Origin of the sequence: uncultured Stenotrophomonas sp., assembly GCF_913778665.1 — a bacterium.
Lineage (GTDB): Bacteria > Pseudomonadota > Gammaproteobacteria > Xanthomonadales > Xanthomonadaceae > Stenotrophomonas.
In genome coordinates this window covers 431,165-453,144 of the sequence record NZ_CAJYVQ010000002.1, presented here as the reverse complement: position 1 = coordinate 453,144, position 21,980 = coordinate 431,165, and the positions used below count along the sequence as shown (strand labels likewise).

General features: G+C 67.9%; 23 protein-coding genes. 21 read left to right on the top strand and 2 right to left on the bottom strand.

The features are described from left to right. Positions 1-189: 189 nt before the first annotated feature. Positions 190-1,605 carry a GGDEF domain-containing protein gene (locus QZ853_RS02970; protein WP_295570598.1) on the top strand — a complete coding sequence of 472 codons (1,416 nt, stop codon included), beginning with the start codon at positions 190-192 and terminating at the stop codon, positions 1,603-1,605. Positions 1,606-1,707: 102 nt separating this feature from the next. On the opposite strand, the gene QZ853_RS02965 is transcribed toward QZ853_RS02970, so the two are convergent. Further along, entirely contained in the window at positions 1,708-2,922 is a 1,215-nt protein-coding gene (locus tag QZ853_RS02965) for an MFS transporter (RefSeq protein WP_295570596.1), read from the bottom strand. A gap of 79 nt (positions 2,923-3,001) precedes the next feature. Between QZ853_RS02965 and QZ853_RS02960 the strand changes: the two genes are divergently transcribed. From QZ853_RS02960 to map, 15 genes are all read left to right on the top strand, one after another. Beyond that, positions 3,002-3,451 carry a helix-turn-helix domain-containing protein gene (locus QZ853_RS02960; protein ID WP_295570594.1) on the top strand — a complete coding sequence of 150 codons (450 nt, stop codon included), beginning with the start codon at positions 3,002-3,004 and terminating at the stop codon, positions 3,449-3,451. A 73-nt stretch (positions 3,452-3,524) separates the two neighbouring features. After that, complete coding sequence (locus tag QZ853_RS02955) at positions 3,525-4,643, top strand: metallophosphoesterase (RefSeq protein WP_295570593.1); 1,119 nt, start codon at positions 3,525-3,527, stop codon at positions 4,641-4,643. Between the two features lie 133 nt (positions 4,644-4,776). Continuing rightward, on the top strand, positions 4,777-5,460 hold the full coding sequence (locus tag QZ853_RS02950) for a response regulator (RefSeq protein WP_295570591.1): 684 nt from the start codon (positions 4,777-4,779) through the stop codon (positions 5,458-5,460). Continuing rightward, positions 5,457-6,836 (top strand): ATP-binding protein, encoded by a 1,380-nt coding sequence (locus QZ853_RS02945; protein ID WP_295570589.1) that lies wholly within the window; start codon positions 5,457-5,459, stop codon positions 6,834-6,836. Before QZ853_RS02950 ends, QZ853_RS02945 begins: the two co-directional genes overlap by 4 nt. 79 nt (positions 6,837-6,915) lie before the next feature. Next, entirely contained in the window at positions 6,916-7,752 is an 837-nt protein-coding gene (locus tag QZ853_RS02940; RefSeq protein ID WP_295570588.1) for an alpha/beta fold hydrolase, read from the top strand. Between the two features lies 1 nt (position 7,753). Next, entirely contained in the window at positions 7,754-8,113 is a 360-nt protein-coding gene (locus tag QZ853_RS02935; protein ID WP_006425769.1) for an EamA family transporter, read from the top strand. Next, entirely contained in the window at positions 8,110-8,508 is a 399-nt protein-coding gene (locus QZ853_RS02930) for a DMT family transporter (protein ID WP_295570586.1), read from the top strand. Before QZ853_RS02935 ends, QZ853_RS02930 begins: the two co-directional genes overlap by 4 nt. Before the next feature lie 10 nt (positions 8,509-8,518). Further along, complete coding sequence (locus QZ853_RS02925; protein ID WP_295570585.1) at positions 8,519-9,727, top strand: DegT/DnrJ/EryC1/StrS family aminotransferase; 1,209 nt, start codon at positions 8,519-8,521, stop codon at positions 9,725-9,727. Positions 9,728-9,895: 168 nt separating this feature from the next. Beyond that, positions 9,896-10,612: an MtnX-like HAD-IB family phosphatase gene (locus QZ853_RS02920; RefSeq protein ID WP_295570584.1), complete on the top strand. Its 717-nt coding sequence runs from the start codon at positions 9,896-9,898 to the stop codon at positions 10,610-10,612. A 65-nt stretch (positions 10,613-10,677) separates the two neighbouring features. Continuing rightward, positions 10,678-12,078 (top strand): aminotransferase class III-fold pyridoxal phosphate-dependent enzyme, encoded by a 1,401-nt coding sequence (locus QZ853_RS02915; RefSeq protein ID WP_005408663.1) that lies wholly within the window; start codon positions 10,678-10,680, stop codon positions 12,076-12,078. Positions 12,079-12,107: 29 nt separating this feature from the next. Then, complete coding sequence (locus tag QZ853_RS02910; RefSeq protein WP_295570583.1) at positions 12,108-13,172, top strand: GNAT family N-acetyltransferase; 1,065 nt, start codon at positions 12,108-12,110, stop codon at positions 13,170-13,172. A 3-nt stretch (positions 13,173-13,175) separates the two neighbouring features. After that, positions 13,176-14,060 (top strand): arginase family protein, encoded by an 885-nt coding sequence (locus QZ853_RS02905; protein WP_295570581.1) that lies wholly within the window; start codon positions 13,176-13,178, stop codon positions 14,058-14,060. A 49-nt stretch (positions 14,061-14,109) separates the two neighbouring features. Further along, the gene (locus QZ853_RS02900; RefSeq protein ID WP_295570579.1) at positions 14,110-14,469 is read left to right on the top strand and encodes a VOC family protein; all 360 of its coding nucleotides are present in this window, start codon (positions 14,110-14,112) and stop codon (positions 14,467-14,469) included. Between the two features lie 69 nt (positions 14,470-14,538). Further along, a complete protein-coding gene (locus QZ853_RS02895; protein WP_006425741.1) occupies positions 14,539-14,751 on the top strand; it encodes a ParD-like family protein in 213 nt (70 codons plus the stop codon). 7 nt (positions 14,752-14,758) lie between these two features. Beyond that, the gene (gene map, locus QZ853_RS02890; protein ID WP_295570577.1) at positions 14,759-15,541 is read left to right on the top strand and encodes a type I methionyl aminopeptidase; all 783 of its coding nucleotides are present in this window, start codon (positions 14,759-14,761) and stop codon (positions 15,539-15,541) included. Here map and QZ853_RS02885 read toward each other — a convergent pair. Next, positions 15,538-16,152, bottom strand: a complete 615-nt coding sequence (locus QZ853_RS02885) for a LysE/ArgO family amino acid transporter (protein WP_295570575.1) — start codon at positions 16,150-16,152, stop codon at positions 15,538-15,540. The genes map and QZ853_RS02885 overlap by 4 nt on opposite strands. Positions 16,153-16,258: 106 nt before the next feature. Here QZ853_RS02885 and QZ853_RS02880 point away from each other — a divergent pair, with 106 nt between their 5' ends. The 5 genes from QZ853_RS02880 to QZ853_RS02860 all read left to right on the top strand — a co-directional run bounded on the left by QZ853_RS02880 (position 16,259) and on the right by QZ853_RS02860 (position 21,942). Further along, a complete protein-coding gene (locus QZ853_RS02880; protein ID WP_295570574.1) occupies positions 16,259-17,152 on the top strand; it encodes a LysR family transcriptional regulator ArgP in 894 nt (297 codons plus the stop codon). 78 nt (positions 17,153-17,230) lie between these two features. Continuing rightward, positions 17,231-18,640 (top strand): TolC family protein, encoded by a 1,410-nt coding sequence (locus tag QZ853_RS02875; RefSeq protein WP_295570572.1) that lies wholly within the window; start codon positions 17,231-17,233, stop codon positions 18,638-18,640. Beyond that, positions 18,633-19,646 carry an efflux RND transporter periplasmic adaptor subunit gene (locus tag QZ853_RS02870; RefSeq protein ID WP_295570570.1) on the top strand — a complete coding sequence of 338 codons (1,014 nt, stop codon included), beginning with the start codon at positions 18,633-18,635 and terminating at the stop codon, positions 19,644-19,646. Before QZ853_RS02875 ends, QZ853_RS02870 begins: the two co-directional genes overlap by 8 nt. Next, positions 19,631-20,818, top strand: coding sequence for an ABC transporter permease (locus tag QZ853_RS02865; protein WP_295570569.1), 1,188 nt, complete (start codon positions 19,631-19,633; stop codon positions 20,816-20,818). The genes QZ853_RS02870 and QZ853_RS02865 overlap by 16 nt, the downstream gene beginning before the upstream one ends. Further along, positions 20,815-21,942 (top strand): ABC transporter permease, encoded by a 1,128-nt coding sequence (locus QZ853_RS02860; RefSeq protein ID WP_295570567.1) that lies wholly within the window; start codon positions 20,815-20,817, stop codon positions 21,940-21,942. The genes QZ853_RS02865 and QZ853_RS02860 overlap by 4 nt, the downstream gene beginning before the upstream one ends. Positions 21,943-21,980: the final 38 nt, after the last annotated feature.

Here is a 21,980-nt window from a genome sequence, read left to right as displayed (position 1 = left end):
GTCCGTGCGGGCATTCTCCCACTAGTGCGAGTGATTCTCAAATGCGTTGGCGCATTGCCGCAGCGATCCGGATGTGCTTTGCGCACCGGGCAACGCTGCATCGCGCTTAAACTGGCTGGCTAACCTGCCATCAATCGCACGCCGCCGCGGCCGATATCCGTGGTTTGCCGTACGCAGTCAGAGATCGACGTGGAAACACCCCAACTGGACGAAGCCAGCCAGCCGTTGGCCGAAGCATGGCAGCAGTGCCTGCAGCAGGCTGGCCCTGCCGCCACGGCGCTGCTGCACGCCGCCGCCGCCGATGCACCGCCGGCGCTGGCCCAGCGCTTCTATGACGTGCTGCTGCAGGATGCGCGCGCACGCCGCTTCCTGTCCCATGAACAGGTCAAGCAACGCCTGCAACCGGCCATGCAGCGCTGGCTGGTGCAACTGCTGACCACCGACAGCGCCGGCATCGCCAGCGCGGTCGCCTCGCAGCGGGTGATCGGCGATGTGCATGCACGGGTCGGCATCCCGGTCGACCTGGTCACCCGTGGCGCGCGCGTGCTCAAGCACGAGCTGTTCATGCGCCTGCGCGACGATGCCGCCGACACCGCGACCGCGTTTTCAGCGATCGACTGCCTCAGCGCGATCATGGACATCGCCATGGAAGGCATGACCCTGGCCTACACGCACGCGCGCGAACGCTCCAGCCGTGCCGATGCAGCGTACCGGCTGTTCTCGCTGGTGCAGAACGTCAGCACCGAACGCGAGCGCCAGCGCGCGTTACTGCTGGACTGGGAGAACGCGCTGCTCTACGCGCTGGCCGGCCATGTGCAGGGCAGCGACAGCGCCAGCCTGGCAACATCGGAGTTCGGCCTATGGTTCACCCACAAGGGCATTCCCAGTTTCGGCGAAAGCAGCGAGACCCAGCAGGTCGGCCGCTTGATGGCCCGTATCGACACCTGCCTGCAGCACGCGGCGGCCGATGCCCCTGCGCAGCGCCTGGCCGCGCTGCCGTCGATCCGTGAAGACCTGGCCAGCATCCGCACCCTGATGACGCTGCTGTTCGAACGCATCGGCGAACTGGATGCCGGCAGTGACGCACTGACCAACCTGCTCAACCGGCGCTTCCTGCCCACGGTGCTGCGCCGGGAAATCGAACTGGCCACGCGCAATCGCACGCCCTTCTCGCTGCTGCTACTCGACCTCGACCACTTCAAGGCGATCAACGACGGCCACGGTCACGATGCCGGCGACCGTGCATTGCAGCATGTGGCCGGCCTGCTCGGCCAGCTCACGCGCGGCAGCGACTATCTGTTCCGCTATGGCGGCGAGGAGTTCGTGGTTGTGCTGGTCGCGGCCAGTGAATCACAGGCGGAGGTAATTGCCGAAAGCCTGCGCCGGCAGATCGCGCAGTCACCGGTGGCACTGGCCAATGGGCAGATGCTGGCCTTGACCGCCAGCATCGGTGTTGCCGGGCATGATGGCCATCCGGATTACGAGCGGTTGATGGCGCGTGCCGACGCTGCGATGTACGAGGCCAAGCGCAACGGCCGCAACCGCGTGGTGGTGGCCAGCGATGCGCTGCAGGACGCTCCGGGGCGGCGCGCACTGCAACGCTGAGCCGCCGGAAACAAAAAAATCCCGGTGGCGTGCAGAGTCGACTGTTAGTCGACTAGCGCGCGCAGCGCGGGTTTTTTTGCAAGCTGACGGAAGAGCAGTCAACTAGCAGTCGACTCTACCGCTTCGCAACGCGGCCGATGCAGTGAACGCCGCTACGCGCCACGCCCCCCACCACAGCACTGCCAACAGCGCGATGCCGGCGCCCAGCAGGCAGACCGCCGACCATCCATGGCGGGCCTGCATCCAGGTACCTGCCGCCGCACCGGCACCGCTGCCCATCGCGTAGAACAGCATGTACAGCGCCACCAGGCGCCCATGCTGTTCGCCCGGCGCACGCAACAGCAGCGCCTGGTTGGCGACGTGCAGCGCCTGCCCGCCCAGATCCAGCACCACCACGCCCAGCAGCAGTAACGCCAGCGAATGAGGCAGGCCCAGCAGCGGCCACCACGCGGCAAGCATCAGAAGCAGCGCGCCGAGACTGACGCGATGTGCGAACCCGCGGTCCATCCAATGCCCGACCCGCGCCGCCAACAGCGCACCCATCACGCCCGCCAGGCCCAGCGCACCGATCGCTGCTGTCGACCAGTGCAACGGCGGTGCCGACAGCGGCAGCGGCACCGCCGCCCAGAAAACATTGAGCCCGGCAAACAGCAGCAGGGCGAGCGGCCCACGCTCGCGCAGCGTGCGATCTGTACGCAGCATGCCCCACATCGAGCCCAGCAGATCGCACCAGCGCGGCGGCACCGCCGGCACCGGCAGCGCGGGGAGGCGCCGCCACAGCAGCAGCGCCAGCACCGCTGTCACGCTGGCAGACAGCAGATAGACCGCGCGCCAGCCCAGCGCGGACGCCACCCCTCCCGATACAACGCGTGCCAGCAACAGGCCGATGAAAACCCCACCCTGCACAGCGCCAACCACGCGCCCTCGCTGCTCGACCGGCGCCAACGTCGCGGTGTATGCAATCAGGCCCTGAGTGAGTGCGGTGCCAAGCAAGCCGGCCAGCAGCATGCCCGACAGCAGCCAGCCGGCAGTGCGCGCGGCTGCCAGCCACAGCACTGCCGCCACCAGCGCCAGCAGTTGCAGGCGCAGCAGGCGGCGACGATCACCGCGGTCAGCCAATGGCAGCAGCACCAGCAAGGCCAGCATGCTGCCGGCCTGGGTCGCCGCCACCACCGCGCCCGCCGCAGCCCGATCCAGTGCGAAGGCCTGCGCCAGCTGGTCAAGCAGTGGCTGTGCGTAGTAGACGTTGGCAACACTGGCACCGGCGGCAACCGCCAGCAGCGACTGCAGGGATCGGGGAACGGAGATGGCGCCCATGATTGTGGTTTTACTTTGAAACTGGATGCAGGCTAGCGACATTGGTTTTAAACTGCAACTACATTCAGTGGAACCTGCCATGCACGCCGACAGCCCCTGCCCCGTCGCCCGCAGCGCCGACCTGCTCGGTGATCGCTGGGCCTTGCTGGTCATCCGCGATGCCTTCGACGGCATCACCCGTTTCGGCGATTTCCAGCGCAGCCTCGGCGCGGCGCGCAACATCCTCAGCGACCGCCTGCGCAAGCTGGTCGAGGCCGGCATCCTGCAGCTGCAGCCCGCCTCCGACGGCTCGGCCTACCAGCAGTACGTGCTCACCGCTGCCGGCCTGGAACTGTTCCCGCTGCTGGTCGCGCTGCGCCAGTGGGGCGAGCGCCATCGCTTCGGCAGCAGCGAGGCGCATTCACAGTTGATCGAGTCGAGCACGCGACGACCGCTGCCCTATATGCAGCCACGCGGGCGCGACGGACGCCCGCTGCAGGCGTCAGCCACCCGCGTACGCAAGCTCAAGGCACACGGGCGCGAGGCCTGATCCGCCCGCTCGCGCACACCGTGGCGCGTCCGGGCCGGTTAGCATCGGCGCTTTCCGCCGCTGGATGCCGCCGATGTCGTGCTTTCGTTCTTTCCTGTCGACCGCCCTGCTGCTGGCCTGCGCCACGGGAACCCTGCAGGCCCGCGAGGTCGCTGCACCTGCGGCCCGTGTGGAGGCCGACGGCCCCTATGTGTTCCGCCAGGGCAAGCAACTGCAGGCCAACTGGATCTGCGCCGACAAGGTCGAGTCGCGCACGCTGCCCGCCAACGCGGCCGGCACCGATGTTGCCCCGTTGTGCGGCTACCAGCACAGCGTGCATGTCGCGCCAGCGGGCACGCCGTCGGTCGCGGTGCTGCCGGCGGTGCCGCGCATCGTCGCGCTGTCGGACATCCACGGCCAGTACGGGCTGCTGGTGCGCCTGCTGCGCGCCAACAAGGTGATCGATGCGCAGGACCGCTGGGCGCTGGGCACCGACACCCTGGTCATCGCCGGCGATGTGTTCGACCGCGGCCCGCAGGTGACCGAAGCGTTCTGGCTGCTGTACGGCCTGCAGCAGCAGGCGGCGGCCGTCGGCGGTGCAGTGCACTTCGTGCTGGGCAACCACGAGACCATGGTGCTGTACGACGACCTGCGCTACGTCAACCCGAAGTACCTGCGCAGCGCGCAGCTGCTGGGACGCAGCTACCCGCAGCTGTACGGTCCCGATTCGGTGATCGGCCAGTGGCTGCGCACCCGCCCGGTGCTGCTGAAGATCGGTGACACCCTGTTCCTGCATGGTGGCATCTCGCCGGAGGCGGTGGAGCTGGCACTGGACCCGGTACGCACCAATGCGGGCTACCAGGCCTCGCTGGGCCTGCCCAAGGCCGAGGTGAAGGCCGACCCGGCCACCGCGCCGCTGTATGACGGCAAGACCAGCCCAATCTGGTACCGCGGCTACTTCGATGGCCGCCTCGACACCGCCGGTGTGCAGAACGTGCTCGACCGCCTGCAGCTGACCCGCATCGTGGTCGGCCACACCTCGATGCCGCACGTCAGCAGCTTCCATGGCGACCGCGTGATCGCCATCGACAGCAGCATCAAGAACGGCGAGAACGGCGAACTGTTGTTCATCGAAAAGGGCACGCTCAGCCGTGGCCTGCTGGATGGCTCGCGGGTGCCGCTGGCGCAGGGCGAGCCCGGCCTGCAGGACTGAATGGAGGGACAGCGCGGCCACGCCCGACGGCACTGCCGCGCTCCCCCTTGACCCGGTTTACGGCTACTCTCGGCAACCGAAAGGCCCACCCCCGTCCATCCGGTGGGCCTGACCGTTACAGGAGCCGCCGCGCATGCGCGTATTGATTGCTGAAGACGACCCGGACATCGCCTCCGGCCTGTGCGCCTCGCTGCGCCGGCAGGGGCACGTGGTCGACCACGTCGACAATGGCGCGCACGCCGACGCCGCACTCGGCTCGACCCAGTACGCATTGCTGGTGCTGGACCTGGGCCTGCCGCAGCTGGATGGCCGCGATGTGCTGCAGCGCCTGCGCCAGCGCGGTGATGGCCTGGCGGTACTGGTGGTAACCGCGCGTGACGGCCTGGCCGAACGCGTCCGCGTGCTCGACCTGGGCGCCGACGACTACCTGGTCAAGCCGTTCGCGCTGGACGAATTCGAAGCCCGCGTGCGCGCCCAGCTGCGCCGGGTCACCAGCAACGGCAACCCGGACCTGCGCATCGGCCGACTGCGCATCGATCTGACCGGGCACCGGGTATGGATCGACGACCAGTCGCTGGAGCTGACCGCACGCGAGTTCGGCCTGCTGTCGGCACTGGCGGTACGCGCCGAGCGCATCGTCTCGCGCGCACAGCTGGTGGAAGCGCTGTGCGACTGGGGCCAGGACCTGACCGACAACGGCCTGGACATCGCCCTGCACCGCTTGCGCCGCAAGCTGCAGCCCGGCGGCATGGGCATCCGCACCGTGCGTGGGCTGGGCTACATGCTGGAAGACGCGCAGGACGACCGCGCGCCGTGATCAGTGGGCCACCCAGCCTGCGCCGCCGCCTGCTCGCCTTCCTGGCGCTGCCGATGCTGGGCCTGCTCACCTTCAACACGATCCTGGCCTACTACGTTGCGCTGGATTATTCCAACCGCATCCACGACCGCAACCTGATCGACGATACCCACTCGTTCGCGCAGATGCTCAGCACCATGCCGGTGACCAGCGACCTGTCGCCGCAGGCTCGCTTCCTGATCGAGTACGACCCCGACGGCCACCGCTATTTCAACGTCGACAGCAGCCGCAAGGGCACCCTCAGCGGCAACGCCGACTTCAGTCCGTATGCGCCGTCGCAGGACTGCACCGGCGTGCACCCGGCGCTGTACGACGGCACTCTCAATGGCCAGCAGGTACGCATGGCCACGGTCTGCACGCAGGCGATGAACGACCCGCAGGACCAGCTGGCGGTGACCGTGGCCGAGAGCATGGCCGACCGCCGCCAGCGCGCGAGAGAGATCCTGATGATCATCATCCCGCTGATGACCATGCTGGCGCTGGGTACCGCTGCGCTGGTCTGGTTCGGCGTGACCTACGGCCTGCGCATCCTGACCCCGCTGAGGACCCGCCTGGCGCAGCGCCGTGGCGAGCTGGCACCGATCTCCGATGCCGACGTGCCGGAAGAGATCCAGCCGCTGATCAGCACCATCGACGATCTGTTTGCGCGCCAGGCGGAAATGATCACGCTGCAGAACCGCTTCATCGCCGATGCCGCGCACCAGCTGCGTTCGCCACTGGCGGGCATGGCCCTGCACGTGGACCAGGCACTGGCGCACGGCGACCCGGATACGGTGCGCGAAGCGCTGCAGCACATCCGCCGGCTCAACCAGCGCACCGCGCGGGTCAGCACCCAGCTGCTGGCGCTGAGCCGGGCGCAGACCGTGCCGGACACGGTGGAAGCGCTGGACCTGTGCGAGCTGGTCCCGCAATGGGTCGGCATGCGCGTGCCGGAGGCGATCCGCGATGGCATCGACCTCGGCTACCGCGGCGGCAACCAGCCGCTGCGCGTGCTCGGCAACGGCGCGATGCTGCAGGAGGCGCTGGACAATCTGATCGACAACGCCCTGCGCTATGCCGGCCGTGATGCCACCGTCACGGTCGGCGTGCACGCCCTGGATGACAATGATGTGGAGCTGTTCGTGGAGGACAACGGCCCCGGCGTCCCCGATGACGTGATGCCCCGGCTGGGCGAGCGCTTCTTCCGCGCCCCCGGCACCACGGCCAGTGGCACCGGCCTCGGCCTGGCCATCGCCCATGAAGCCGTGGAGCACTTCGGCGGCCGCCTGGCCTTCCTCAACCGGCCCGGCGGTGGCCTCAAGGTGGCCATCACGTTGCCGCTGCTGAAGGCCCCCTGACCCGGCCCGGGGTGCTGAAAGGCTGGTGAAAATCGCGCTTGCGATCCTGCCATCCCCACTGCCGTCCCGGAGCCGCCAGGTGACCGAATCGCACGACTTCTTCCTCCCCGGTGGCCCGCAGGGCGTGCTGCTGGTCCATGGCCTGACCGGCACCCCGGCGGAAATGCGCATGCTGGGCAAGGGCTTGAACAATGCCGGTTTCACCGTGCACGGCGTACAGCTGCCCGGCCATTGCGGCACCGTGGATGACCTGCTGGCCACCACCTGGGAGCAGTGGTACCAGGGCGTGGAGGATGCGGCGGCCAACCTGCGAGGCAAGGTCGACCAGCTGTTCGTCGGTGGCCTGTCGATGGGCGCGGTGCTGTCGCTGGCACTGGCCGCGCGCCGCCCGGAATGGGTGTCCGGCGTCGGCGTGTACGGCGCCACCTTCCGCTACGATGGCTGGAACATCCCCGCCGTGGCCCGCCTGTCGTTCCTGCTGCCGTGGTTCAAGCGCTTCAACATCGGCCGCGACCGCATGTTCATGGAGGAGCCGCCTTACGGCCTGCGCGACGAGCGCCTGCGCGCGCAGGTCAGCGCCGCCATGCTCTCAGGTGACAGCGCTGCCGCTGGCCTGCCGGGCAACCCCTGGCACGCTCTGGCCGAGATGCGTGCGCTCAGCCGCTGGACCCGCCGCCACCTGCACCAGGTGACCGCACCGTGCCTGGTGATGCACGCCCGCGAGGACGACGTGGCCAGCATGGGCAACGCCGAACTGGTGATGTCGCGGGTCAGCGGCCCGAAGGAACTGGTGGTACTGGAAGACAGCTACCACATGATCACCATCGACCGCGAACGCCGCGATGTGATCCGTCGCAGCGCGCGCTTCTTCAGCGAGATCGGTGAACGCAGCGGCGTGCTCAAGGCGGTGGCCTGAGATGGGGGCACTTGCCACACTGCTGTGGCTGGCCAATGTCGTGCTCGATACCGGTGGGCAGCTCGCCTTCAAGGCTGCCGCCAGCGACCCGCAGGACGGCGAAGGCCTGCAGCGCTGGAAACACATGCTCAGCCGGCCGTGGCTGTGGATCGGCATCGCCTGCTACGTGCTTGAGTTCGTCGCCTGGATTGCCTTCCTGTCACTGGTGCCGCTGTCCAAGGGCGTGCTGCTGGGCTCGATCAACATCGTCGCGCTGATGATTGCCGGCCGCTTCCTGTTCCGCGAGAAGCTCACCCCGCTGCGTGTGACCGGCATGCTGCTGGTGACCGCAGGCGTGGCCGTGGTGGGAGCCGGCTCATGAGGCGCCTGTATGTGATCGGCTTCCCGCTGCTGATGGCGTTCGACACCCTGGCGCAGCTGTGCTTCAAATACGCCGGCGATGCCGCGCTGCCGGTCGAGGCCAACTCCGCGTGGCTGCTGCGCGTGCTGTCGCAGCCGTGGGTGTATGGCGCCATCCTCGGCTACGTCGGTGCGTTCTTCACCTGGATGAGCCTGCTGCGCCACGCGCCGATCGGCCCCGCGTTTGCCGCCTCGCACCTGGAAGTGATCAGCGTGCTGCTGCTGTCGGCGTGGCTGCTGAACGAGCCGCTGACCCTGCATCACTTGGTCGGTGCGGTATTGATCGTGGCCGGCATCGTCTGCCTCGGCCGCGCCGAAGCGGACGATCCGCACAGCCCTGCCGAAAGCAGCGCATGAGCGCATTGCGATGAGCCTGTTCGCGCGCGAACTGCCGCCCACCGCCGGCCTGCCGATGCAGGCCAGCGACTTCCTTCCCGGCGGTGGCGACCTGCGCGCGATCCTGGCCAGCCAGCTCGGCACGCCGCCGCTGCAGCTGACCTGTTCTGGCACCCACGCCCTGCTGATCGCGCTGCGCACCCTGCGCAAGCGCGCGCCTCACCGTGACACCGTGATCCTGCCGGCCTACACCTGCCCGCTGGTACCGATCGCGGTGCACAGCCTGGGCCTGCGCGTGCAGCTGTGCGATACCCGCCCTGGCCACTTCGACTTCGATCCCGGCCAGCTCAAGCGGCTGGCCGACGCGCGCACGCTGGCGATCCTGCCCACCCATCTCGGTGGCCGCATCGCCGATGTCGAGCTTGCCTGCGAGATTGCGCGCAGTGCCGGCGCCTGGGTGATCGAGGACGCCGCGCAGGCGCTCGGCGCACGCGTTGGCAACAACAGTGTCGGCCTGCGCGGCGACATCGGCTTCTTCAGCCTGGCCGCCGGCAAGGGCCTGAGCCTGCATGAAGGCGGCCTGCTGGTCAGCCGCGATGACGAGCTGCGCGCCGCACTGGCCGCGCATGCCAGCGAACAGACGCGTTCCAGCCTGCGCTGGGAGCTGCTGCGCAGCGTGCAGCTGCTTGCTCTGGCGGCCTGCTATCGGCCATCGCTGCTGTCGCTGGTGTATGGCAATCCACTGCGCAGGGCGCTGCAGCGTGGTGACCTGGAAGACGCGGTCGGTGACATTTTCCCGCTGCAGATTCCGCAGCACCGGGTCAGCCAGTGGCGGCAGAACATCGGCGCCAACGCCGCACGCCGCCTGCCGGCCTTCCTGCAGGCCGGGCGCCTGCGTGCCTTGCAGCTGCGCATGCAGCTGGCACCGTTGCCGGCGGTGGAGGTGGTCGATGGGCTGGCCGGTACCGGGGGCACCTGGCCGATGCTGATGCTGATGCTGCCCAGCCAGCGTGCCCGCGATGCTGTCCTGGACAACCTGTGGCCGCGCGGCCTCGGCGCCAGCCGCATGTTCATCCATGCGCTGCCCGACTATGCCTACCTGCGCGGCATCGTGCCGGCCGCCGACGTGCCCAATGCACGCGACTTCGCCGCACGCATGCTCACCCTCGGCAACAGCGCCTGGCAGACCGGCGAAGAGACGGCGCAGATCCTGCAAGCGCTGGCCGACGCTGCCCCCTGAATCACGGCGTTTCGCCGCGCGACCCGTATTCAGCAACGTCGCTTCCTGAACACTTTCCCCGCCTGCAAACGCAGGCGTTCAGCAGGAAAGGAACGAGAAAGGCGGCCTGCCTACATTGAGCCTGCCCCGGCACCACGCCGGACGTTTCTCTCATCGACGGACCCGCCCATGCGCTGGAGCATCCTGTGTGACTTCGATGGCACCATCAGCCTCGAAGACGTCATCGACTCGCTGCTGGAGAAGTACGGCCATCCGGGCTGGCAGGCGCTGGAAGACCAGTGGAAGGCCGGAAAGATCGGCTCGCGCGAATGCATGCAGGGGCAGGTACGGCTGCTGGAGCTGGACCCGGCCACGCTCGACGCGCACCTGGACCAGGTGCAGATCGATCCGGGCTTCGTCGCGTTCGTCACCCGCGCCGAGCAGCTGGGCCTGCCGCTGCGCATCGTCAGCGACGGCCTGGACTATGCGATCCACCGCATCCTCGCCAACCACGGCCTGTCGCGGCTGCCGGTGGTGGCCAACCACCTGCGCTGGTGCAAAGACCACTGGGAACTGGAATCGCCCTACCAGGCCGAAGGCTGCCGCAGCGGTACCTGCAAGTGCACCTGTGCCGCGCAGGCGCGTGCCCACGAGGCGCCGCGCGTGCTGATGATCGGCGACGGCAGCTCGGATTTCTGCGTCTCCGAAGAGGCCGACTTCGTGTTCGCCAAGCGTCGCCTTATCACCCATTGCATGAATGCCGGCATCGAGCATGCCGCCATCGATACCTTCCACGATGCAATCGCACTGTTGCCGCGCTTGCTCGATGGCAGCCTGCTGCAGCCACGTCGCATCGACGCCAGCCCGCAGCCCGCTGCACTGCCCCTGCTGCTGGCCACCGCCTGAGCACTCCTTTCAAGCACGCCCCCCCCTGTTGCCCCTTTCGAACGTCCTTCACGGAACCGAACTGCATGAACATTTTTGACAAGAACGCCGACGCCGCTGCCTCCGATGCGCAGCTGCTGGCCGACGAAGCCCGCTACAGCTCCTTCGGCGACACCGTCCACTACGTCGACCCGCCGAAGATCTTCCAGCGTGGCGAAGGCAGCTACATGTTCGACGGTGCAGGCGTGCCCTACCTCGACCTGCAGATGTGGTACTCGGCCTGCAACTTCGGCTACAGCAACAAGCGCCTGAATGACGCGCTGAAGGACCAGATCGACACCCTGCCGCAGGTCGCCAGCCAGTACCTGCACCCGACCCGCGTGCAGCTGGCCAAGACCATCGCGGTGGACATGCACGAGAAGTTCGGCCTCGACGGCCGCGTGCATTTCAACGTCGGCGGCGCGCAGGCCATTGAAGACTCGCTGAAGATCGTGCGCAATGCGCGCGGCGGCAAGAGCCTGATGTTCGCCTTCGAGGGCGGCTACCACGGCCGCACCCTGGGCGCGTCGTCGATCACCTCCAGCTACCGCTACCGCCGCCGCTACGGCCACTTCGGCGAGCGCGCGATGTTCATCCCGTTCCCGTACCCGTTCCGTCGGCCGAAGGGCATGACCCCGGACGAGTATTCCGACCACTGCGTGTGGCAGTTCGAGCGCCTGTTCGAAAGCGAATACAACGGCGTGTGGGATCCCAAGGTCGGCCAGGCCGAGTACGCCGCGTTCTACGTGGAGCCGATCCAGGGCACCGGCGGCTACGTCATCCCGCCGCGCAACTTCTTCACCGGCCTCAAGCGCGTGCTGGACAAGTACGGCATCCTGATGGTCGTCGATGAAATCCAGATGGGCTTCTGGCGCACCGGCAAGTTGTGGTCGATCGAGCACTTCGGCGTGACCCCGGACGTGCTGGTGTTCGGCAAGGCCCTGACCAACGGCCTCAACCCGCTGTCGGGCCTGTGGGCGCGCGAAGAACTGATCAACCCGACCGTGTTCCCGCCGGGCTCCACCCACTCCACCTTCAACTCCAACCCGCTGGGCACACGCCTGGGCCTGGAAGTGCTGAAGTTGGGCAAGGAAATGGATTACGAACGTACCGTGCCGGAGAAGGGCGCGTACTTCCTCGATGGCCTGCGGGGCCTGCAGAAGCGCCATCCGGAAATCGGCGACGTCGACGGCCTCGGCCTGGCCCTGCGCGCGGAGATCTGCCAAGCCGACGGCTACACGCCGAACAAGGAACTGCTGGACCGCATGGTCGACATCGGCCTGGCCGGCGACCTGCTGCATGACGGCAAGCGCATGGGGCTCGTGCTCGACGTGGGTGGCTGGTACAAGAACGTGATCACTTTCGCGCCGTCGCTGGACATCAGCTACGAAGAGATCGACCTGGCGATCACCCTGCTCGACCAGGCACTGACCAAGGCCAAGGGCTGAGGCTGGATGCGCTGCCGGTTCCCGTGCCGATGGAGATGACGTCACGCGCCTCCAGCACCGCGTTGGAACCGGCCGCGCTGCTGGAGGGCTTCCTGGCCCACCCGCCGCTCGGTTTCGAGGCGAGCCGCCTGCCGAGCGGCCTGCCGACCTTCCGTGCGCCGCTGGACCTGACCACCACGATGGATGACGCCCTGCGCGGCAGGCTGCTCGGCCTGCCGCTGTCGCGCCTGTGGCGGCCGTGGATCACCTGGCAGACCCGCTTCGTCGGCGCCACCAGTACCGAGTACACCCCGCTGCCGGCTCACGTCGCGCCGGAGGCACTGGCCGAGGACGTGACGCGTCACGCGATGGGCGATACCCGGCTGCTGGTGGTCAAGGACCTGGCGATCGATTCACCGCTGCTGGATGAGGCCGCCAATGCACACAGCGGCGCCTTCCTGCAGGCGCTGCTGGCGCGCGGCTTCGTCGAACTGGAGGGCTTGCCGCTGGCCTGGGTGGCGATCGATTTCGACTCGCTCGATGGCTATCTCGGCCGCCTGTCGTCCTCGCGCCGCAAGAACATCCGGCGCAAGCTGCGCTCGCGCGACGCGCTGCAGATCGACTGCATCGCCACCGGTGACCCGGCCCTGGCCGATCCGCAGCTGCAGGCCGAACTGTATGCGCTGTATCTGGGCGTATACGCACAGAGCGCGGTGCACTTCGACCAGCTCGACCTGCCCTACTTCCAGCACCTGCTGGCCGACAGCCAGGGCCAGGGGCGGATGTTCCTGTATCGCCACCAGGGCCAGCTGATCGGATGGAACCTGTGCTACGTGCATGCCGGCAAGCTGGTGGACAAGTACATCGGCCTGGCCTATCCGCAATCGCGCGAGCACAACCTGTACGCGGTCAGCTGGATGCACAACCTCGAGTACGCCCTGCAGCGCGGCCTCAGTCACTACGTGGCGGGCTGGACCGATTCGCGGATCAAGGCCGAACTGGGCGCGAGCTTCACCTCCACCCGGCACGCGATCCACGCCCGCTCACCGCTGCTGCGCGCCGCATTGCGCAGGCTGGCCCCGCATCTGCAGGGCGAACCTGATGGAGGCGGTTGAGCGATGCCGATGCGTTCTCCGCTGATCCTGGACCTGGATGGTGGCGTGCTGCCGTTGCCGCAGGCGCACACCCTGTCGCTGCTGCAGTGGCATGACCCGCTGCGCTTTGCCTGCCGCACCGCCACGCTGGACCGCTTCGCCGCTGAAGTCCTGGCGCCGCTGCCGGCCCAGCTCGGCACGGTGATGCTCGGCAGTGGCGACTTCCACCATCTCAGCCTGCCGCTACTGCAGCGCATGCGCCCGCAGCAACCGTTCCAGCTGGTGGTGCTGGACAACCATCCAGACAACATGCGCTTTCCGTTCGGCATGCATTGCGGTTCCTGGGTGAACGCGGCCAGCAAGCTGCCACAGATCTCGCACATCCACGTGCTGGGCATCACCTCCAGCGACATCGGCCTGGGCCATGCGTGGGAAAACCACTGGCGCCCGCTGCTGGGCGGTCGCCTGACCTACTGGTCTATGGACGTGGACGTGAGCTGGGGCCACCGTCTCGGCATGGGCCACGCGTTCCGCCGCTTCGAGCATCCTGAAGCGCTGGTGGCCGCGTTCGCTGCCGAACAGGCCAAGTCGCCACAACCCACCTACCTGTCCATCGACAAGGACGTGTTTGCCGAGGACGTGGCGCGCAGCAACTGGGACCAGGGCCGGTTCCAGCTGGAAGACGCACTGGTGGTGATCGAGGCGTTGCGCGCCGGCGGCCTGGTCGGCAGTGACATCACCGGCGAAGTCTCGCTGGCCAATTACCGCAGCCGCTTCAAGCGCTGGTTGTCGTCGCTGGATGGCCAGCCCGACATCCGTGCCGACGATCTTCCCGTGTGGCAGGCCCGGCACCAGCAGGTGAACCGCGAACTGCTGGCGGCGGTGGCCGCAGTGCCGACGGCCTGTTGACCGGTAGTGCCGGCCCTACACTGGCACTCCCGCCCCAGGAGCCCTCGCCATGCCCCAGACCGTCATCCCCCAGCTGCGCATGCGCCATGCCGACACCACCCTGCCCTTCTACGTGCAGGGCCTGGGCTTTGTGGTCGACTGGGAACATCGCTTCGAACCCGGCTTCCCACTGTTCGCCCAGCTCACCCGCGACGGCCAGACGATCTTCCTCACCGAACACAGCGGCGACTGCGAAGTCGGCGGCGCGGTGTACTTCATCGTTGAGGATGTCGATGCCCTGCATCGCGGCGTCCACGCCGCGAACGTGCCGATCGAACAGCCGCCGCATGACACCGCGTGGGGCAGCCGCGAGATGCTGCTGCGTGACCCCGACGGCAACCGGCTGCGCTTTGCCACCCACGCGGACTGAACGACGCCGGCTTGAGAGTGATATACGAAACATATACGCTTCGTATATCCACTTCTCCAAGGGCCATCCATGGGCATCGTCAACATCGATGACACCCTGCACGACCAGCTGCGCCGTGCCTGCACCGTCTCCAGCCGGTCGATCAACGCCCAGGCCAACTTCTGGATCCGGGTCGGCATGCTGTGCGAGATGAACCCGACACTGAGCTTCCAGGACATCGTCGCCAGCGAACTGCGCGCGGCCGGGGTACAGCCGCAGGCGCTGGCGCCCGGGCGGGCCTGAGATGGCGATGATCAAGCAGCCGCACGAAATCGCGCTGATGGCCGAGTCCGGCCGACTGCTGGCGCAGGTGTTCGCCGCGCTCGATCAACTGCCGCTGCAAGGCCTCAGCACGATGCAGATCAACGGTTTGGTCGAGCGCATGATCGTCGACGAACTGCAGGCGCGACCGGCCAGCAAGGGCCAGTACGGCTTCCCGTATGTGCTCAACACCTCGATCGACAACGTCATCTGCCACGGCGTGCCCAGCACCACCGACGTGCTGCGCAGCGGCCAGATCGTCAACCTCGACATTACCCTGGAAAAGAACGGCTACATCGCCGATTCCAGCACCACCTACCTGGTCGGCGAGGTCGACTACGCCGCGCGCAGGCTGGTGCAGACCGCCTACCAGGCGATGTGGAAAGGCATCGCCGCCGTACGCCCCGGCGCACGCCTGGGCGACATCGGCCACGCCATCGCCCGCCACGCACGCAGCCACGGCTACAGCGTGGTGAAGGAGTACTGCGGGCACGGCATCGGCCAGGAAATGCACGAGGAACCGCAGATCCTTCACTACGGCCACCCCAATACCGGCATGACGCTGGAGGAAGGCATGGTGTTCACCATTGAGCCGATGCTCAACCAGGGCAAGCCGGCGATCCGCCAGCAGCAGGACGAATGGCCGGTCTACACCCGCGACGGCAAGCTGTCGGCGCAGTTCGAACACACCGTCGCGGTCACCCGCAACGGCGTGCGCGTACTGACCCTGCGTCCGGGGGAAACACCGTTGTGCGCGGTGGAAGCGGCCTAGAGCGGGCGCAACAGCAGCAGGGTCGCGAGGCAGAACATGAAGATCGCCACGCCAGCGTCCAGCACACGCCAGGCACTCGGCCTGCGGAACACCGGCTGCAACAGGCGCGCGCCATAGCCCAGCGCACAGAACCAGATCACGCTGGCCACGCAGGCGCCGGCAGCGAACGCCCAGCGCAGCTCGCCCGGGTAGCGCGTGGACAGGCTGCCCAGCAGTACCACCGTATCCAGGTAAACGTGTGGATTGAGCAGGGTGAAGGCCAGGCAGGTCAGCAGTACCTGGCGCCCACTGCCGCCCCGCGCCTCGGCGGCGGCCAGCGCACTGCCACCGCGCCACGCACGCAGTCCCGCCTGCAGGCCATACCAGAGCAGGAAGGCCGCACCACCAAAGCGCAGCACCTGCAGCAGCAACGGCCACTGCAGCACCAGTGCGCCCATGCCGCCCACGCCAGCAAGGATCAGTGCGATGTCCGCACCTGCGCAGGCCAGCACTACCCTCCCCACATGGCGCTGCTGCAGGCCCTGGCGCAGCACGAAAGCATTCTGTGCGCCAATGGCGATGATCAGGCCGGCACCTGCAAATAGGCCGGCGGCGGTAGCGGCAATCCACATCGGGACAGGCCAGGTAGCGAGGGGACGCGCAGGGTGCGGCCAGCGGCCATGTTTAGACAAACTGATTTTTCTTTATCCTGTGCAGGAAAACTGAAGAGGCACCGGGATGGACCTGGTACACCCGCAACTGGCTGCGTTCGCCGCGGTGCTGGAGGAAGGCAGCTTCGAGGCTGCGGCACGCCGCCTGTCGATCAGCCCATCAGCACTGTCGCAGCGGATCAAGGCCCTGGAAGACAGGCTCGGGCAGGTCCTGGTGGTGCGCCAGGCACCTTGCCGACCGACCGTCGCGGGTGAAGCGCTGCTGCGCCGGGTACGGCCGATGCAGGCGCTGGAGGCCGAGGCCTTGGCCGAGCTGCTGCCCGAGCGTGGCAACGACGCTGCACGCACGCCGATCCCGCTGGCGGTCAATGACGACTCGCTTGATACCTGGTTCGTGCCGGCCATCGCCGACCTGCACCAGCGCCATGGCTATCTGTTCGACTTGCGCATGGACGACCAGGACCACACCCTGCAGCTGCTGCGCGATGGCAGCGTGCTCGGCGCGGTCACCGCCGAAAGCCAGCCGGTGAAGGGCTGCAACGTACACCCGCTCGGCGCCATGCGCTACCACGCCATTGCCTCGCCAGGGTTCGCACGCCAGTACTTCAGCGATGGCATGCAGGCCGCAGCCTTGGCGCGCGCACCGATGCTGGTGTTCAACCGCAAAGATGAACTGCAATGGCGCTTCGTGCGGCGCCTGACCCGCGCGCGGCTGCAGCCGCCGCTACACTACCTCCCCTCTTCCACGGGTTTCGTCGAAGCCGCCGCGTGCGGGCTCGGCTGGGGCATGGCCCCGGAAACCCTGGTCGAACCCGCCGTGCGCGCAGGCCGCGTGGTGGTACTGGAATCCCGCCGCTGGCTCGACGTGCCGCTGTACTGGCAGCATGCCGCCGTGCGCTCAAGCACGCTGCAGCACATCACCCAGGCGCTGCGCACAGCGGCCAGCGGCACCCTTCGTTGAGGACAGACCGATGACCGCAGACCCGGGCTTCACGCCGCGCGCACTACCGTTTGCGTACTTCTTCACCATTGGGACGGCATGGGCGTGATCGGCCGACGTACAAGGATGCACTGCGCGAAGGCCGCGCTGGCGCTGGCTCTGCTTGCCTGCCTGCCGCTGGCTGCGCCGGCTCAGGACAACACCGCCGATGCACCGGCCCTGGACTGGGAACAGGCACGGCAACGGCTGGAACAGGTCTCCGATGCGCTGGCCGCGTCCGATGCGGCAGTACGCAACAAGCAGGACCTGCAGGAGGCGACGCGTCTGCTGCGCCTGCCGGAGATCACCGGCGAAGTACGCCGCCTGCAGTTCCAGAAGACCCTCACCCTGCCACTGGGCTCGCTGGCACCGGTGGCCGAAGCCTTCGGCATCGATTCGCCGCTGTCGTTCACTGAGCGCGACTGGCGCACCCGCCCGGTGGTGACTGCGGTGCTGCCGCTGTACACCGGTGGTGTGATCCCAGCCGCGCAGCGCGCCGCCAGCGCCGCCCACGAACAGGCCAGCGCCGAGCGCGAAGCACAGCGCCAATCGCTGACCGTGCAGCTGGCCCAGGCCTATTTCGGCCAGCGCCTGGCCGAACAGGCGGTGGACGTGCGCCGCGACGTACGCGATGGCCTCAACCGCCACCTGTCCGACGCCGAGAAGCTGGAACGCGAGGGCTTCGCCACGCGCGCGCAGCGCCTGCAGGCCACCGTTGCCCGCGACAAGGCCGAGCGCGAATACCAGAAGACGGTGAACGACCTGGCCACGCTGAAGGCCGCGCTGTCCACGCTGCTGCGCAGTGGCGGCGAGGTGCAGCCCGTGTCCCCATTGTTCGTGCAGCGTGCGCCGCTGGCCCCCGTCGCCAGCTTTGAACGCACCGCACAGGCACGGCAACCGCAGATCGCGCGGTTGCGCGCGATGGTCACGCAGGCCGAGCAAGGCGTGCGTGTGCAGCAGGCCAAGCTGAAGCCGCAGATCTTCGCCTTCGGCCAATACGACTTCCGCCGTCGCGACGAGATGCTGACTGATCCGGACTGGGCGTTCGGCATCGGCCTGAAGTACACCTTCCTGTCACCGAACTCGCGGCCGGCGCAGATCAGCGCGGCGCGTGCACAACAGGACCAGGCCGAAGCGGGCCTGCGCGAGGCCGAGAACCAGGTCGCGCTGGGCGTGCGCAAGGCCTGGAACGAACTGGAAACCGCGCGCCAGCAGTTCGTGCTGCTCGACAGCAGCATCGCCCAGGCACAGGAAAACCTGCGCCTGCAGGAACTGGCGTTTCGCGAAGGCCAAGCGACTTCGCTGGATGTGATCGACGCACGGCTCGGCCTGGGCGGCGCCCGCGTCGAGCGTGCGCAGGCCGCCTACCAATACGATATTGCGCTGGCACAGTTGCTGGAGATCAGTGGACAGATGGACCGTTTCGAAGAGTTCCGGCGGCGTGCGGACGAGGTGATCGACCATGAGTGATGTGCTGCACGACGAAGCGACGACGCCCCCGGGCAAGCGCCGGCTGGGACCGATCCTGGTGTTGGTATTGCTGGTCGTGGTGGTACTCGGCCTGTGGCTGGCCTGGCGCAGCCCGGCCGACCAGATCCAGGGCATGGCCGATGCGGACACCATCAACGTGGCCGCCAAGATCACCGCGCGCGTGGCCGAACTGAAGGTACGCGAGGGTGACCGCGTGCAGCCCGGGCAGGTGCTGTTCCTGCTCGACAGCCCCGAGGTCGCCGCCAAGGAACAGCAGGCACACGGTGCCCTGGCCGCCGCGCAGGCAGTGGCCGACAAGGCCGACGAAGGCGCGCGCAGCGAAGACATCCGCGCCGCCGAAGCGAACTGGAAGCGGGCCGAAGCCGGTGCGACGCTGGCCGAGGCCACCTACCAGCGCGTGCAGAACCTGTTCAACGAAGGGGTGATGACCCGGCAGAAGCGCGATGAAGCGCATGCCCAGGCCACCAGCTCGCGCGAACTGGCGCGTGCCGCCCGCGCGCAGTACGACATGGCACTGGCCGGCGCGCGCGAGCAGGACAAGCGTGCCGCGCAGGGCCAGGTGCAGCAGGCGCAGGGCGCGGTCGCCGAGGTCAACGCCGCGCGTGCCGAAGTGGAAGGGCGCGCGCCGGTGGCGGGCGAGATCAACAAGCGCATGGCCGACCCGGGCGAACTGGTGCCGGCCGGCTACCCGGTGTTCACCCTGGTCGACATCGACCGCATGTGGGTGGCGATGAACCTGCGCGAATCGCAGATGCAGGGCCTGAAGGTCGGCAGCAAGCTGAAGGGCAGCATCCCCGCGCTGGGGCAGGACGCCGAGTTCGAGGTCTACTTCATCAACCCCGCCGGCGATTACGCGACCTGGCGTACCACCCGCCAGTCGTCCGGCTACGACGTTCGCAGCTTCGAGGTGCGGGTGCGCCCGGTACGCCGCATCGAGGGCTTCCGCCCCGGCATGAGCGTGCTGTTCGCATGGCCCCAGCACTGAGCCCAGGCACCGGTGGCTTCGGCGCTTCGTGGCGGCGCGAGCTGCGTGCGCTGCGTGGCAACCGTGCCGACCTGATGCTGGTCACCGTGCTGCCGCTGCTGATGCTGGCGGTGATGGCGTGGATGTTCACCCCGTCGGTGATGCGCGACATCCCCATTGCCGTGGTCGACCTGGACCACAGCAGCGACAGCCGCCTGTTGCTGCGCATGCTAGATGCCAGCCCCGGCGTACGCATTGCCAGCCAGCCAGCGGACATGGAGGACGCACGTTCGGAGCTGCGCCGCCTGGACGTGTTCGCGATCGTGCTGGTGCCGCGCGATGTCACCCGCCAGGCGCTGCGTGGCCGCCAGGGCACGGTGTTCGCCTATTACAACGCCACCTACATGACCACCGGCCAGTCCGCCGCGCGGGACATCGGCGATGCAGTCTCGGCCTGGAACGCACGCCTGCTGCGCGAGCGCATCGGCCTGCAGGTCGGCCCGGGCAAGCTGCGTGCAGCCCCGATCGCAGTGCAGTCGGACATCCTCTACAACCCGGCGCGCAGCTACGAATTGTTCCTGCTGCCGCTGATCTTCCCGGCGGTGCTGTCACTGGTGCTGGCACTGGCCGTGGCCGGCAGCCTCGGCCGCGAAATCCGCGACGGCACCCTGCCCGCCTCGCTGGGCCGCACACCGTGGACTGCCATTGCCGGCAAGATTGCGCCGTACATCCTGCTGTTCTCGCTGTATGGCGCGCTCGGGCTGGGCTACCTCGCCTGGCTGCGCGGCGATGGCGTGGCCGGCAGCGTGTTGCTGCTGTTGCTCGCGCAGCCGCTGTTCTACCTCGCCACCGCCACGTATGCGCTGTTCTTCGTCGGCGTCACCCGCGACATGGGCACCGCACTGTCCGCAGTGGGCCTCAGCATCGGCACCGCGCTGGCGTTCTCCAGCGCCACCTTCCCGGTGCTGGACGGTCCGTTGTTCACCCGTGTCTGGCACCAGCTGCTGCCGCTCAGCGCCTACATCAAGCTGCAGACACAGCAGCAGTTCATCGGCTCGCCGCTGCCGGTCTCGTTATGGCCACTGGCCACGTTGCTGCTGATGTCACTGGTGGCCGGTGGCATAGGCGGTGTGCGTCTGATCGCCTTCTCGCGCATGCCCGAAGCCACACAGCCGGCAGGGGCAGACGCATGAGTGCAGTGTGGCGCAGCCTGCAGCAGACCCTGATGGCGGTGCTGTGCGACCGCTACGCGATCGTGGTGATGATCGGCGCGGTGATCCTGTACTCGTTCTTCTATCCGGCAGCGTATCGCCATCAGGTGGCCGGCAACCTGCCGGTGCTGGTGGTGGACGAAGACCACAGCGCCACCAGTCGCGGACTGCTGCGCAAGCTCGATGCGTTGCGGGTCGCACGCGTGGTCGGGCAGCCGGCCGACATCGACAGCGCGCGCCAGCAGCTGGAAGCCGGCCACGCCGAGGGCATCGTGCTGATCCCGGCCAACCTGGAGCGCGACATCCTGCGTGGGCACCCGGCCAAGCTGGTGCTGCTCGGCAACGGCGCCTACCTGGGCCGCGCCAGCTGGGTGCTGGGCAGCGTGGCCGATGCACTGGGCGCATTCGGACGTGACGCGGTAGTCGGCCAGGCCGCCTTCATGGGCGCACCACAGGCACCGCCGGTCACGCTGGTGCAGCGCCCGCTGTACAACACCCAGGAAGGTTATGGAAGCGCCATCGTGCCGGGCGTGGCCGAGCTGATCGTGCACCAGACCCTGCTGATGGGCATCGGCGTGCTGCTCGGCGGCCGCCGACTCGTGCTGGGCCGCCGCCTGCGCTTCGACCTGCCGACGTTGACCGGCATGGCATTGGGCTTCGGCCTGATCGGCCTGTTCGGTCTGTTCTACTACGCCGGTTTCACTGCATGGGTGCAGGACTATCCGCGCGGCGGCAATCCGCTGGGCCAGGTGCTGGGCGGTGCCCTGTTCATCGCTGCGACGGTGGCGTTCGGCCTGTTCGTCGGCAGCTTCTTCCGCACCCGCGAACGCGCCTTCCAGTACATCATCGCCACCTCGATCCCACTGTTCTTCCTGGCCAACCTGTCGTGGCCGGCAGTGATGACGCCGCAACCGCTGGTGTGGCTGGCGCAGCTGCTGCCAACCACCTCGGGCATCAACCTGATGGTACGCCTGAACCAGATGGACGCCCGCCTGGCCGACGTCAGCCACGAGCTGATCACGCTCACCGCCCTGTTGCTGCTGTACGGCAGCCTCGCCACCTGGCGCCTCCTCGCCCCAAAGGGGATGGAGCGGGTTAAGTCGTAAACGGCAAGGCTGGGGGAGTGCGATTTAATCCCCTCCGT